Origin of the sequence: Paenibacillus polysaccharolyticus (assembly GCF_900102085.1) — a bacterium.
In the GTDB taxonomy this organism is placed as follows: domain Bacteria; phylum Bacillota; class Bacilli; order Paenibacillales; family Paenibacillaceae; genus Paenibacillus; species Paenibacillus polysaccharolyticus.
Window position 1 is genome coordinate 164,936 of sequence record NZ_FMVM01000004.1, and the last position, 13,361, is coordinate 178,296.

General features: G+C 44.5%; 15 protein-coding genes. 9 read left to right on the plus strand and 6 right to left on the minus strand.

Annotated elements, in window-relative coordinates:
• The first annotated feature begins 92 nt into the window (after positions 1-92).
• The 4 genes from BLQ13_RS07255 (at position 93) to BLQ13_RS07270 (ending at position 3,413) form a co-directional block, all read left to right on the plus strand.
• Positions 93-830 carry a hypothetical protein gene (locus tag BLQ13_RS07255; protein WP_090917610.1) on the plus strand — a complete coding sequence of 246 codons (738 nt, stop codon included), beginning with the start codon at positions 93-95 and terminating at the stop codon, positions 828-830.
• Between the two features lie 15 nt (positions 831-845).
• Positions 846-1,949 (plus strand): toxic anion resistance protein, encoded by a 1,104-nt coding sequence (locus BLQ13_RS07260; protein ID WP_090917612.1) that lies wholly within the window; start codon positions 846-848, stop codon positions 1,947-1,949.
• 404 nt (positions 1,950-2,353) lie between these two features.
• Positions 2,354-2,920, plus strand: a complete 567-nt coding sequence (locus tag BLQ13_RS07265) for a hypothetical protein (protein ID WP_090917616.1) — start codon at positions 2,354-2,356, stop codon at positions 2,918-2,920.
• A 205-nt stretch (positions 2,921-3,125) separates the two neighbouring features.
• On the plus strand, positions 3,126-3,413 hold the full coding sequence (locus BLQ13_RS07270; RefSeq protein WP_090917618.1) for a hypothetical protein: 288 nt from the start codon (positions 3,126-3,128) through the stop codon (positions 3,411-3,413).
• 300 nt (positions 3,414-3,713) lie between these two features.
• On the opposite strand, the gene BLQ13_RS07275 is transcribed toward BLQ13_RS07270, so the two are convergent.
• Together BLQ13_RS07275 and BLQ13_RS07280 are read right to left on the minus strand one after the other, a co-directional pair.
• Positions 3,714-3,914, minus strand: coding sequence for a hypothetical protein (locus BLQ13_RS07275; RefSeq protein ID WP_090917620.1), 201 nt, complete (start codon positions 3,912-3,914; stop codon positions 3,714-3,716).
• Between the two features lie 181 nt (positions 3,915-4,095).
• Positions 4,096-4,428, minus strand: coding sequence for a hypothetical protein (locus BLQ13_RS07280; protein WP_139168861.1), 333 nt, complete (start codon positions 4,426-4,428; stop codon positions 4,096-4,098).
• Between the two features lie 77 nt (positions 4,429-4,505).
• Here BLQ13_RS07280 and BLQ13_RS07285 point away from each other — a divergent pair, with 77 nt between their 5' ends.
• Together BLQ13_RS07285 and BLQ13_RS07290 are read left to right on the plus strand one after the other, a co-directional pair.
• Positions 4,506-5,867: a lipase family protein gene (locus BLQ13_RS07285; RefSeq protein ID WP_090917624.1), complete on the plus strand. Its 1,362-nt coding sequence runs from the start codon at positions 4,506-4,508 to the stop codon at positions 5,865-5,867.
• Positions 5,868-5,906: 39 nt separating this feature from the next.
• Positions 5,907-6,203 carry a WXG100 family type VII secretion target gene (locus tag BLQ13_RS07290; protein ID WP_090917626.1) on the plus strand — a complete coding sequence of 99 codons (297 nt, stop codon included), beginning with the start codon at positions 5,907-5,909 and terminating at the stop codon, positions 6,201-6,203.
• Between the two features lie 108 nt (positions 6,204-6,311).
• On the opposite strand, the gene BLQ13_RS07295 is transcribed toward BLQ13_RS07290, so the two are convergent.
• Positions 6,312-6,839, minus strand: coding sequence for a hypothetical protein (locus BLQ13_RS07295; RefSeq protein WP_090917628.1), 528 nt, complete (start codon positions 6,837-6,839; stop codon positions 6,312-6,314).
• A 157-nt stretch (positions 6,840-6,996) separates the two neighbouring features.
• On the opposite strand from BLQ13_RS07295, the gene BLQ13_RS07300 reads away from it, so the two are divergent.
• A complete protein-coding gene (locus tag BLQ13_RS07300; protein WP_090917630.1) occupies positions 6,997-7,359 on the plus strand; it encodes a hypothetical protein in 363 nt (120 codons plus the stop codon).
• Between the two features lie 26 nt (positions 7,360-7,385).
• Positions 7,386-7,889 carry a hypothetical protein gene (locus BLQ13_RS07305; RefSeq protein WP_090917632.1) on the plus strand — a complete coding sequence of 168 codons (504 nt, stop codon included), beginning with the start codon at positions 7,386-7,388 and terminating at the stop codon, positions 7,887-7,889.
• A 139-nt stretch (positions 7,890-8,028) separates the two neighbouring features.
• Here the strand turns inward: BLQ13_RS07305 and BLQ13_RS07310 are convergent, their stop codons facing one another.
• The 3 genes from BLQ13_RS07310 to BLQ13_RS07320 are packed head-to-tail and all read right to left on the minus strand — an operon-like array spanning position 8,029 to position 11,799.
• The gene (locus BLQ13_RS07310) at positions 8,029-9,204 is read right to left on the minus strand and encodes a Ger(x)C family spore germination protein (protein ID WP_090917634.1); all 1,176 of its coding nucleotides are present in this window, start codon (positions 9,202-9,204) and stop codon (positions 8,029-8,031) included.
• Positions 9,201-10,706 carry a spore germination protein gene (locus BLQ13_RS07315; RefSeq protein WP_090917636.1) on the minus strand — a complete coding sequence of 502 codons (1,506 nt, stop codon included), beginning with the start codon at positions 10,704-10,706 and terminating at the stop codon, positions 9,201-9,203. Before BLQ13_RS07315 ends, BLQ13_RS07310 begins: the two co-directional genes overlap by 4 nt.
• Positions 10,663-11,799 carry a GerAB/ArcD/ProY family transporter gene (locus tag BLQ13_RS07320; RefSeq protein WP_167375666.1) on the minus strand — a complete coding sequence of 379 codons (1,137 nt, stop codon included), beginning with the start codon at positions 11,797-11,799 and terminating at the stop codon, positions 10,663-10,665. The genes BLQ13_RS07315 and BLQ13_RS07320 overlap by 44 nt, the downstream gene beginning before the upstream one ends.
• A gap of 592 nt (positions 11,800-12,391) precedes the next feature.
• On the opposite strand from BLQ13_RS07320, the gene BLQ13_RS07325 reads away from it, so the two are divergent.
• The gene (locus BLQ13_RS07325; protein ID WP_090917639.1) at positions 12,392-13,285 is read left to right on the plus strand and encodes an NAD(P)-dependent oxidoreductase; all 894 of its coding nucleotides are present in this window, start codon (positions 12,392-12,394) and stop codon (positions 13,283-13,285) included.
• The last annotated feature ends 76 nt before the right edge of the window (positions 13,286-13,361 follow it).

Sequence of the window (13,361 nt, forward strand, 5' to 3'; positions counted from 1 at the left end):
GATCTTGAGAAGTACACCGTAGCGAAGTGATCAAGTGTAGTCTTCATTTGTTCATTGTATAGGTAGTGTTGTTACAGGCAGGAGGAAAATAGATGTTACGCAGAACAAAAATTGGATTAGGTGCACTGATCGGGTATGGACTTGCCGCTGTAAGCAGTTTTTTTGTCCCTGAATTTGTAACCTGGGCTATCCCGGCTGTGGCTACAATGGTTGGTGCCTTGATTCCATCCAGGCCGCATGAGCCCGTAGTGAAGACATTGGATTCAAATCGATACCCTGAACCTTCGGCGCTCAATAGTGCATCCAGTGAGCAGGGGACAGTTGAACGTGTTGAACGTTCGGCTAATCAGCGAATCCATCCAACAACTGGACAAGCAGAGATGACCAGCACTTCCGAAGTCAGTTCGAAGCATAAACACACGGATATGGACCCTGTGTTTGGACCGGTCATTGAGTATCTTGAGGTGCTTGAGGATATGGTGATCTCCGAAGGACAAAAGAATGAACTGGACAATGAAATTGTGGAGAAGTCGTTAGCTTTGTTTGCCAGATTACAACGAGTCATTCCGGCACTGAAAGAGTTAAACAATGGTGATATTAACCATACGATGCGCAGACTGATTTTGAAAGATCTCAATGGATTTATTAATCCCTTCCTGCGTTTGAGTGGAGAAGCGAAGCGCACGAATCGCCGAATGCTGTTAAATGGTTTGAAGGATGTGGATTCCAAAGTTTCAGAGATTGTATCTACCATTGAACATAAGGATTTAATGGAGCTTCAGAATAAAGCAGAGCTTATTCATCAAAGGTATAGTAGCTCCGAATTATAGGAGGGATGGTCAGAGATGGCAACGGAATATATTCAACTGAAGCAGGATGATCAGCAGCGAATTAACCAGGAAGCAAGCCAATTAATCCAGAAAGTATCACAGACGGATGTTGTTCAGCTGGATCTGTTAATGGATGATATCGGCAAACTGGGTGTCAAAACGCAAGAAAAAGCGGGCCAAACGCTAAAAATGCTGGACCGACCTGTTAATGATCTGATGTCTGGTAATCGGGCAGAAGTGTCAACGATGATCTTGAAGCTACGTGATGAGTGCGAAAGCTTGCAACAGAGCAAAAATGTGAGTTTTGTAGGACGATTACTGCGCAAAAGCCCACTGAAAAACTATGTCTATCGCTACCAGTCTGTCAGAACCAACATTGATAGTATCATTAATGGGTTGAGAGATGGTAAGGACAATCTGGAAGAAAGCATTGTAAGCATGCGTCAATTAAAACGCTCTTCGATTCAGGAAATCTATAACTTGCAAACCAAAATTGCTTTTGGTAATCAGTTGAAGGAACTATTCGAGGCGGAGATTGCCAAGCCGGAAAATGAGAACCGCAAGGCTCACTTGGAGCGCGGATTGCGAAAGGTCGTTACGCGTACACAATCCATGACCGAGATGATTATGCTCTATAATCAGGCGATTGCGGCTACCGATATTATTAATGATAACAATGATAAACTGATTGATTCCGTAAACAATGCGATTGATAAAACAGCCAATCTGATCACGGTATCCGCCATGATTGCGATGGCGTTGAATGATCAGGAGAAGGTCATCTCGGCTGTGGAAGCCACCAATAGAACGATTGAAGAACAGTTCAAGGAGAATGCAAGATTGCTGCGAACCACGACCGAAAAGACGAATGATCTGTTAGCCAAACCGGCGATGTCGATGGAATCGGTTAATCAGGCTATTGGAGATTTGATGTCAGCTCTGGATCTCTCGGAGCAGTCGAATCGCCGTATTATTGAAAGTTGCAATGATTATACAGCCAAGATGACTGCACTCAATGCTGGCATGAGTGAACGGTTAGGCCTGGAAGCTCCCAAAGCCGGCAGTATCCAGACTAAAAAGCAACCGGATGCGAATGCGTTAAGCTCTTATCTGGATTAGTTCGGTGCCTGGCTGCTAGTATGTCAGTTCATATATTAATCATAATATAAGCAAAAAGAGAGGCGCCGTGGCGTCTCTTTTTGCTTTTCTGTAGTTGCATCGATCAGAAGAAACTCTCAAGTCCGAAATTGGCACAGGTTTATTCCAATCTCATGCGGACGATACTGGGCATACATTGAAGTTTGTTGGCATACACATGTGAACATGTACATCTTCATCGTGAAGGGGGCAGGGCATGTTATCTCTCATTATTGCCGGTATCGTGGGTGTTCTGATCGTCGTAGCTAGCAGTGAAAAAGCAGAGTCTATTGCGGAATTAAATGAACGTTAATATGCTGTATTTTCCGGGGAGTCTTTGATAAAATTAAGGCAAACCTTGGAAGTCGAAGAAGGAGCCGCCTAACATGCTGGAGTTTACTTTCGAAATCATTGATGAGGCCAAAATTAACATTCAATACAAGTATGGTAGTCAGTTTTTCAACTTTAATCTGTTCTGTTCCAATGGAGAATGGAAGCTGCATCCGTTTGATGGCATTCTGATTGAGAACCGGGAGATGTGTCGTCTGGTCGTTTCGGATCTGTTACAAAACAAGGATTTTCATGTGATGCTTGCCAAAGAAAAAATCGTATTATCGCGTCTGCGAACCACGGTTAATCTACAATCAGATGATTCGGAAGAGTTCGAGAGGGATCATCGGTGGGATGATCGGTCATCACAGAACGATGAGTTAATGGATTACATAGAGAATCATAGTTTTGAAGAGGTGCTTGAACTGGAGAAACAGCAGCTGGGTGCAAGGGTGGACTTTTTTCAACAGATCATTCAGAGAATGTTTATGGAGGGAATCGGGCCTGAAGATCCTGACTTTCGCAAGGTTCAGTCTCTCATTAAAATTTATAAAGATACCATAGAAAGTCTGGGTGATATTAACGGTCATCATTTTGGAGATCATCCGCGTAAGAGATGGTAGATCCAAATGTGAATTAACTTGGATTCGCTAAAATTTCAATATGTCTGATAAAAAGTTAACAAGCCCAGGAACACTTGGGCTTTTTTCTATTATTAAAATGTTGAACGTATTGTCAACGACTTGTCTTTTTTATGAAATGGACCAAACTTTAGGGTGGGTTCGTTTGTTGAGTAGGTATAGGGATCATGATATGGGAGGTTAGAAGATGAGTAATCCACATATAGAAGAAACAAGTCAGAAAGAGGCGCATTTATATGAGGAGCTTCGTCGTGCACTGGAAGACGTGCCGCAAGGGAAAGAACGGGAGCAAGTGATGCAGCGAATGATTCGTCAGTTAAAGTCCGCCAACTGGCGCAATGGACGTTTGAATGGGGTCAAGAAGTATTGGAGAGACGCTAGACCGGTTAAGTTATGGATATGGATTGCTGCCGGAGCGCTGGCTCCCGTTGTATTTTTCTGCTTATTTATCTGGGCATCCCTTTCGGTGGAGTGAAGCGCAAGATGTGGTCGATGAAGAAGTGTTGATAGAGCACGTGTAAAGATGAAATATAATATTAATATTCTGGTAACAACGTCCTATGAATAAATTTAATAAAGTAGGTTTAGATTAGGATGTGCATAATGACCTTTTACTCATTTATGGGCGTTGTTATACACGATATGTATTAGATGATCTATAATGATTCTACTTCTTTGGAAAATGCAGGATAGATTCAATCCTATACGTTTATACCAAAAAGAGCCTGATGGAGTATCAGGCTCTTACGCAGGGTCAAGCTGGTGACATTATATTCTATTTAGAGGATTTGATCGCATCAGGTACTGAACCAGTTTTTACCGTATACGTACCATAATCAACCATTGCAAAAATTTCCTGATCTTTGTGTCCTTGTACATACCCTGTCAGTGAAACCGTATGAGATAGATCCGCGGGGATGAACTTATGATCTGTAAACACAACGTCAATGCCGTAGGTTTCTTTGAAATAAACCAAGCTTACTTCCTCGGCCTTTTGGATAATCTCCTTTTTTTCGCTGGACATACAACTACAAATTATGGTGAGACTCAGGAACGTGAGGAGTAGCCATAAATAAGGGTGAAAACGATAAGAGTGCATTTCTAGCATCAGCTTCCTGTTATAAATTTTAGAGCCTCTTAAACGTTGAATAGATTGTTTACTTGATTTTCTTATCTAAAAGTTCTTTAGGTACAACAGCTGTTTGTACTTCAAACGTATCGTAATCAATAAGTATACTGATCGATACTTCTTTATTAGCTGTAACATATCCACTCAAATTCAGATTGTGACTAAGATCCTTAGGCATAAATTTATGATCTGTGAAATGTACTTCTGTATTGTAATGGTCAATGAAATATTGATGTCCCACTTGTGTGGCTTTTTCAATAACTTGCTCTTGATTGGGCACTGTATTACATCCACCGACTATAATGGCCAAGATGATTAATAAAGTTGATATATATTGAATTTTTTTAAAAATATTCTTCAACCCCCTATATATGTGAACTTGACACTTAATAATATACTTTAACTTTTGGAATCAGTAAACACAGGAAGGAGAAGCTTATGGATACATATATCAGTGATAAAACCTATAAGGAAATTTCGGAGCTGGCTTATCTTAATATGAAGGCAGGAGATTACCCGGATACAGTTGACTCGGGGAACTGGAAAGTGATTGAACCGGATGGAGCCAAACTCCATAGAAGATCCGGATTTGATGCTGTCGTTTTGAAGAATGATCATACAGACCAGATTGTTATAGGTTATCGTGGTACAGAACCGGCAGGCAAGCTTACAGATAAGGCAGCGGATTGGGAAACAGACGTCTTCGATGTTCTAGGTGGTAGAACAAGAAGACTTGAAGATGCAGTGACCGACCCGGAACGTTATAACATTTTTAAGAATAGTCCATTTAAAGCTATAGTGGATAATGAACGATGGGAGAACAATCAGTTTCACCAAGCTGAGGAACTATATGAGGTGGTACAGAAGACATATCCTGACTCAGATATTACGGTGACAGGTCATTCTCTTGGTGGTGGCTTAGCTCAATATGTTGCCGCTCGGAATGATGTATCCGGGATGACCTACAGTGCCCCAAGTGTGATGAATCTGCTGGATGATGCCAGCATTGCCAAGGTTAACGAAGGATACTTCGATAACAAAATACTTAATGTTGTTCATCCCAATGACTCTGTAGGTGCGGGCGGATTAGTCGAATATGACAGACATGTCGGTGTTACCGTATATAAAGGGCAAGATTTCGAGTCGGCCAATGCGATGTATCAGGATTGGAAATTTCAGTTACAGCTGAAAATCCCGTTTCAACCTCTGGGGGCTGGATCACCGATGCTGGTGCATGATTTAAAACTCGGTTTTGATCTGGATAAACTGCAGATGGGCAACATTGTCAGACTCATGGATTCCTTTTCCAAGGATGAGGGGAAAGGATATCACTCCATGAAACAATATAGTTTTGATGAACAAGGGAATTTGATTGGTCCATTAATTGATCGGAAAACAGGTGCTACCCTGGATATCTCTCCAAGATGGACTGCACACCAAGAGGCTCTTGCTGCCTTCTCTAAAATTACCTCAGGAGCAGTAGGCACACTGATAACAGCTATTGCTGGGAATCAAGGGGGACTAGGCGGAGGAAAGATACAATTAACACCGGAAGAGTTAGCACAGTCTGCTCGTGAAATGAGAATGAGTCTAACTGGGTTTTCCAGTGATGCGCAAGCTTCGATTCAGATGTTTCAGACGCATATTTCCACAAGCGAAAGTCAGTCTTTTACCCCAATTGCGTATAACGCGACAGCGACTCTGCAAAGGATCAATCGTTGGTACCAGGAATCGATTAGTGAGATTGCAGATTACATTGAGCGTAAGCGAGAAGATTTTGTCATTGCAGACCAGCAGTAAAGCACAAGGCATCTTATTCAGACTAACAGGAGGAAGGACATGGGCAGAATTTCCGTATCCTTATCAGACTTAAGAAGAGCAGTTCAGCAATGTGAACAGTTACAACAACGGCTTATGCAACAGGAGCAGAAAATGCGAACGATCCATGGAAGATTAAAGCAGGATTGGGTAGGGGTATCGGCAACCGAATTAACCTCCAAAATGCAGTCTTTTGTAGAAGGAGCCTCCACTAAACTTGCCGAACTTGAAGCCCATAAAGAGGAACTCAAACGATATATTCGTAAGATGGAGGAAGCAGATCGGGAAGATCGCAGAGCAAGACGAATGTCTCAATAACTATAGATATGACGATAACGAAGAAATAGTTAGAATCGGCAGATCAAAGGCTCCGAGTCTAACTATTTATAATATATGTGGCTGGCCTGAGATAAAGGAGGCTTGTTGTTACTTATTCATCACCTTGACCTGACCTTGTACATATTCATGGTAGTCACGAAAACTGTTGATGTGTTGCAGGGCATCTGTTTTCGCAGACTGGATTTTAATTTTTCCGGACGGAGGATTATTTTTCATTTCGGTGACTGCATTTTTGGAGCCCTCAATATCTTCTGACATTTCCTGAATTCGTTGTAACAAAGCAGGATGGCCTTCATATTGGAGCATCTCGGCGAGTGGTCTCATCTCTTCAAGTTTTTGACTTGAACGCTCCAGCGTTGTCATGACCTGATCGCCATCCGTGTTGACGCTCAGAGAAACCATGCGATGGATATGATCTTTCTCCATTCTTTCCAGGGCTTCCAGGTGAGAAGCTTCTAACCGTTTGGGATCTCCCCAGCTTCGGGTTTGTTGTTCGTTCGGGTTCGTTTGCTCGGCAGTAGGCATGTTATTGCTGTTGTTGCCGTTACCGCATCCCCAAACTAGAGATGTACATGCCAGAATCGCTCCAATAGCAACGATGCGTTTTAAACTCATGTTGTCACTCCTTCAATATTTTCCTGAAGGTAGTATGAGCTATTTTTTCCAAAAACATGCCTGACTTTTAAGGATACATTCCTATTCGGAATGATTAGGACGTAACAATGCTAGGCATCGATGTTCAACACAGGTTAAACAAGGAGGAAGGTCAAATATGAGGATTTATAAAAATCCAATCTGGAGATGGACGACTATTCTTCTGTATCCCGCCATTATTTTCATTTTTCAAAGCTGGGGCCCTATCTTAGACTCATGGACGATTCCAATCTTATTTGCGGCTATATTTTGCTTTCTCTGGAGTGACGTCAAGGATATGCTGGCTTCGACGATATTAACATGGGTTGTTGCTATTCCGATATGGTGGGACTTTGTGGAGCGACCAAAGCCATCGTTTGGTGCTGAACATTTTGCCGCTCATCTGTGGTTAATTATTCTGGTGTATATTGCCTTTGTGTTTATCCCACAACTTATGATTCTCGTTACTCGATTACGAGTGATGGACTATTATTGGAAGTAAGCCGGGATAGGAGAGGATAGAATAAAATGAAGGTGATCAAACGCATTAACAAGCCGTATCTGATCTTCCTGATATGGAATGTACTTATGGTTTTTGCCGTAGATGGAATGACGATCAAGCATGAAATGGGTAAAGGTGTATCTGGGAATGGCAATTTGGGCATTCTTGCTTTATTTCCATCCGTGCTTACTTTTCTGATCTTATGTTTCTGGACGGCATATGTCACGAAATGGTGGTTATATGACCAACGCGAGTACTGGGGCAAATGGGGCAATGCAGCGGTCAGTATTGTTGCTGCAGCGTTGTGTGTATTATCTGTCTTCTGGGAAATCTATATCTTTGAAGACCTGCGTGTGCAGCTTAACGGTTATACACATGACCCAGAATCGGCAGTGTATCGTTTTGGCTGGCTGAACCAATATACGAATACGCTATACTACAACTTTCCGATTTTACTGTTTGGCGTATCTTTCGCAGTCATCATCGGTTGGGTGCTGGAGCTAGTGCAGCGTTTACGCTCGAAGTCTTGATGGCAACATTTTTTACTTGTACGGGTGCAGAACTTGATTGTTATTTCCCTACCTTTATATCCGTCCCTACGCTGAAAAAATGATGTCTAAAGCCCTGCTGCTGAACATGTTTTTGTTATCAGCAGCAGGGTTTCTTCCTTTACACTTTCCTCTTATATTTCCCAGTATACGGAATCGTCAGGTGGATATTTAAAGTTTCAATGGAATCCTCCGTGAGAATGAGGTTTTCCCCATCCCCGGATAACTTGTGCCACAGTTTCGGGTTTTTGCGATACAGTTTTTCTTGTAGGCCGTATACATCGACTCCCCGTTTTAATCCATTTCGATAGGTTTCCATGATCTGCTCTTTAAGCGTATCCTCGCTTACTTGGGTCATTTCGTCATATGTCATGGGAACGAGATATTCATACAGTGCAGTCAGATATTTGGCATCAATCCGAAAGGTAACTTTCTCTCCTCGGATGATCGGTTCTACTTTTATTGTGGGCAGACCGACACTTAGTGCCCCATAGATTACACCGTTTTTTTGAACAAGTAGAGGAGCCCGGCGCATACCTTTAATCAACCAGTGATAGCCGGACAATTCGTCTCGCGACAAAAAATTGAACTTTTCACCCATCCTTTCAAAATAAGCTCCTTCAATCAGAAACAAGTCATGTTCCTTTTTATTTTGCAGCCATAAGTCCTTGTTTAAAGCAATGACAGGCAGATACGTCGTGGTTGCGGGATCATTGTGCTTGGCAATCAGTTCGAAGCTGAGTACAGGTGCAAACAGTGAATTTTCCATGTAGCTGGGCAACGGATTGTGCAGGATGCTGTCCAGTGGAGACAAATTGTAGATTGAAGCGGTGCTCAGTATGTCCAGCAAAGGCTCTCGCGTACCGTATACCCATGTCGTATATCGTGCTTCCGGAAATCGTCCGAGCATGTCAAAAACATCCTTGATGTGTTGGTTATTCAGCACGCTCTCTGCCATGACGATGGCTGTCACATGCCCCCAAGCAATGTGGAGCTGAGATGCACGCCATAACTCGTTCATGGCAAGGCTCATCGTTTTCCCTTGAGCATGTCCGACCCAGATTGGAGGGGATTCGGCTGTTTTCCCTGAATTATCCGTTTTGGCTATACTTGAAAAATCAAGAGTTTGCACGTAAATATGATACATGCCGTCCTTATATTCAATGCCAATGGCCTTGGCATAATCCACCTGCTGAATCTCGTATGCACTCCAACATCCGGTGGTCATGATGCAAAGCAAAAGACTCAACAAACTTAATAACCAGCGTTGTAACCAGCACGGTAGTATGTTGCTCATCGACCTTTGCCATCCTTACGCGGTTTTTGTGTCTCCAGGTAAATAGGTCTACGTTTTCCCAAACCCGTAGGGACTTTGAACAGAGAGGCAATGGCTTGTTTGAAATTCAGCGGTGTTAAGGGTGTAAGGTATGGGATTCCAAACGATTTTAAGTCCGTCAGATAGATCAGAAACAGGATCATGGACAGAATGAACCCGTAAATCCCCAATGTCGCTCCCAAGATAAAGCAAAGAAAGCGCAAAATGAGTATAGAACTGGTCATGACTTGATTGACAATGGTTGCTCCAGCTACAACGGTAACGGCGATGACGACAATCATGAGCGGAGAGACCATACCGGCCCGAATGGCTGCATCTCCGATAATCAGACCACCGACAACCGTTAACGTCTGTCCAATGGCGCTGGGCAAACGGACGCCTGCTTCCCGGAACAGCTCCATGAGCAGCATAATGAGAAACATCTCAATGCCAGACTCCATGGGAAGCCCCATGCGGCCGACAGATATCGTTGCGACGAGGGGAAACGGAATTTGATCCATATGGAAAGAAGTTAGAGCGATATAGAAACCAGGCAAAAATATAGTGACAAATAGACCAATGAATCGAAGCAAACGCCCCATGTTCACTGGAAGGAAGGGGAAGCTGGCATCCTCTGGTGATTTGAGTAACAGAAACAGGTTTACAGGCCCGATAATCACACTGGGATTACCGTCTACGATCAGAACGAAGCGACCGCTTAGCAAGCATTCCGATGCAAAATCAGGTCGACCCGTGTAATGCGTCAATGGAAACAAGGTGATCTTGGCAGGTGAGAGCAACTCTTCCAGATCATTCGCTGTCATAAGACGTTCAGTTTGAATGGCATGGAGACGATGTTTTATATCCTTGATCAGCTCTGGATTGGCAATGTTTTTCATATACATCAGAGCCACTTTGGTTGCTGAACGTGATCCGATGAGTTCGATACTGCATGCAAGTTCAGCCGTACGCAACCGGCTACGAATCAAGGATACATTGACAGCAAGTGGTTCGATAAAACCATCCCTTGCTCCGCGGATCGAGACTTCTGTCGTTGACTCTTCTGGTGTTCGTGTAGCCATATTGGAGATATCGATGCTCCACATGGTCTGCAGAGAGGGAAGGCATAGGAGCAGATGCCCTTCAAAAACACGAAGGGAGATCAGTTCCGTTCCATACTGCGCATCATCAAGGTCAACGCTGTTCCATTGCAGGTTAATATTTTTTTCAATGTCAGGCTTGTGAATGAAATGTGTGATGTCGTAGGTTCGTTTCATTTCCGGCAAGATGATGTCATGGATAATTTGTGTATCGACCATGCCACTGCAATAAGCGACAACCAGCTTCATCTGTCCGTCACCAAGCCGGTGGCTGTCGATAATAACATCATCGGAGCCTGCAAAAAACGTTTCCAGATGATGCTGATCGATACGGAACGGTTTAGTCCCTGGACGGGTTGGTTTCGTTCGCGGCGTTTGAGCCATGAGAAGGAGCCTCCTTGTCCTTTTTATGAATAAGAGCGGCCAGTGTCAAAAGAGTGGTGATGATTGCCACGTAAGAGAGCATGGCTGGAAATTGAATGTGATCGACATAATAATCAACGTAATCAATGCGCCACCACTGAATAGCCAAAGCGCACATGATCAGCGTGAGACAGAGGATGGTGATGTAGCGTTTCTTAGGTCTGCGGATATCCAGCAGATCAACAATCAGGTACATGGAGATGGCGACACGTGCAAAGGAACCACTGAGCCATTGGTAGATCGAGAGAAAATCAACGTGCTGAAACAGTTTGCCGATATTGACGAGTTTCCATTGTTCGTACGGACTATTCCGCTGTTTCGCCGCTTCTTCTGGCCCAAATTCGACAATGGCTCCGAGCGTAGGTCCCAGTGCCATGCTGATCATGAAGAGGCCAAGCAACAACACATGCCACCAGCGTAGCTTGCCTTTAATGTCATGTTGAAAGAGCATCAACACCCAGATCTCCATGAGTCCCGCTAGAGAGTAGATCATTCCTCGGATGACGGGAGTCCAGCCATGTTCCATGATGGGGAAGAGCTGACTGTAATCTTTGTATTTCATATTGGCTGACATGACAAAGTAGCCAAGCAGAATGACCAGAGGTAATAAAATACTGGATGTCATTGCAATCGAACGAATGCCTTTGGCTGCTGACCAGGCAGCAACCAGAGCACCTCCACCAGCCAGCACATAGGTCGGTGTAAAAGGGAGATAGGTGGATACCGTCCAGTTGGTGGTTTCATATAAGGTGTGTGTCCCTAGCGAGAAGAGCAACAAGACCGCAGTAATGCGAAAGATCCAGGAGGGAACGACGCCGAACTCACGCGTGATCCAATCGGTCAACCGCTGTCCGCGAATACGGCGGATAATGATGTACATCATACCCAGGAACAGCATGAACAATGGCGCTGCAGCGAGAACAGAGAGCCAGCCATCTCTTCCGGCCACATCCAGAATGGCGGGGACAGACAAGACGTGACAGACTAGCCCGGCACTGAGCAAAATAATGGAGATGGATAACCAGATGGTGATCTGTCCTTTTTCCTGATTCATGTCCATCCCCTCCCATTTCGATGTGTTTTCGTTAGATTGTACAGTCTATGAGAAAATGATTCGTTTTTCAGATTTTTTCACAGAAAAATCAGCCCGAGATGGACGGAGGGGAAAGAAAGCTATAACATATACGATATAAGGAATAGGTCAAGGTACGAGGTATAAGTTGTGAGAAGTGAGCTCTCGCTCACCACTTAAATATTCTAACGATCTCAGATGAGCTTATTTGAGCGAAATGGGGAGTTCTGGAATTCTAACGATCACCAGGAGCCTTATTTTGCTGAAAAGACAAGGTTAACGCCCATTTTTGAACCAATTCTCCGAAATAAGGTCTCCTGAGATCGTTAGAATATAAAAAGGTGTGATATTGCTCAAATAGCGTTCCTGGTGATCGTTAGAGAATGATAGCATCAGTAACCACTTACTCACTCGCATCGTTGTCTCTGTCCGCGCTCGTCGCAGTATCCGCATCCGCTTCAACAGAGTTATGGACAAGCACTTGTAGCACGCAATCTCTTTATGTAGTACTCGGGATCAACATGCATCACCCAAAATCACTATGTAGCACTCAAGAACAGGGAGGAAACTTGCGATGACACAATTAACTAAATCACCTGAAGAGATTAAAGTAGGGTTTATTGGAACAGGCGTTATGGGAAAAAGCATGGCTGGTCACATTCAGCGTGCAGGCTACCCGCTTCATGTATACACGCGCACTGCCGCTAAGGCAGAAGCGCTCGTGAAGGAAGGAGCTGTTTGGCATGGAACGCCTGCAGAACTGGCTGCTGCTTGTGATGTGATCATCACCATGGTCGGTTATCCCAAGGATGTCGAGGAGATTTATCTCGGGGAAGGCGGGCTTGTTGCTCATGCCCAATCAGGTTCAACCCTGATTGACATGACCACTTCCAGCCCGCTGCTGGCTGCACGCATCGCCGAAGCAGCGGAAGCCAAAGGTTTGCATGCCCTGGACGCGCCTGTATCCGGCGGCGATATCGGCGCACGGGACGGCAGGCTGTCCATTATGGTGGGTGGTGACGCGCAAGCTTTCGAAGCGGTGCGTCCGATCTTTGAGCAGATGGGCACCAATATTGTGCTGCAAGGCAAGCCCGGCGCCGGGCAGCATACCAAAATGTGCAACCAGATTGCCATCGCCTCTGGCATGCTCGGCGTATGCGAAGCACTCGCCTATGCCAAGACGTCGGGACTGGACGCGGAGAATGTGCTGAAGAGTATTGCGACCGGTGCAGCCGGAAGCTGGTCCCTCAGCAACTTGGGCCCGCGCATGATCGCAGGCGATTATGAGCCTGGATTCTATGTGAAACATTTTATCAAAGACATGGGCATTGCACTGGAGTCTGCTCAAGCGATGGGCATGAACACACCGGGACTGGCTCTGGCGGAATCGCTCTATCAGGAAATATCGAAGAATGGCTTGGATGAGAAAGGTACACAAGTGCTGTACACGTACTATCTCCAGGCGTAGAAGATGAACATGGGAAGACAGCAGCGGACTCTTTGGCTTAGGAAAAAGGGGATGCTGCTTTTTCTTTATATATTGG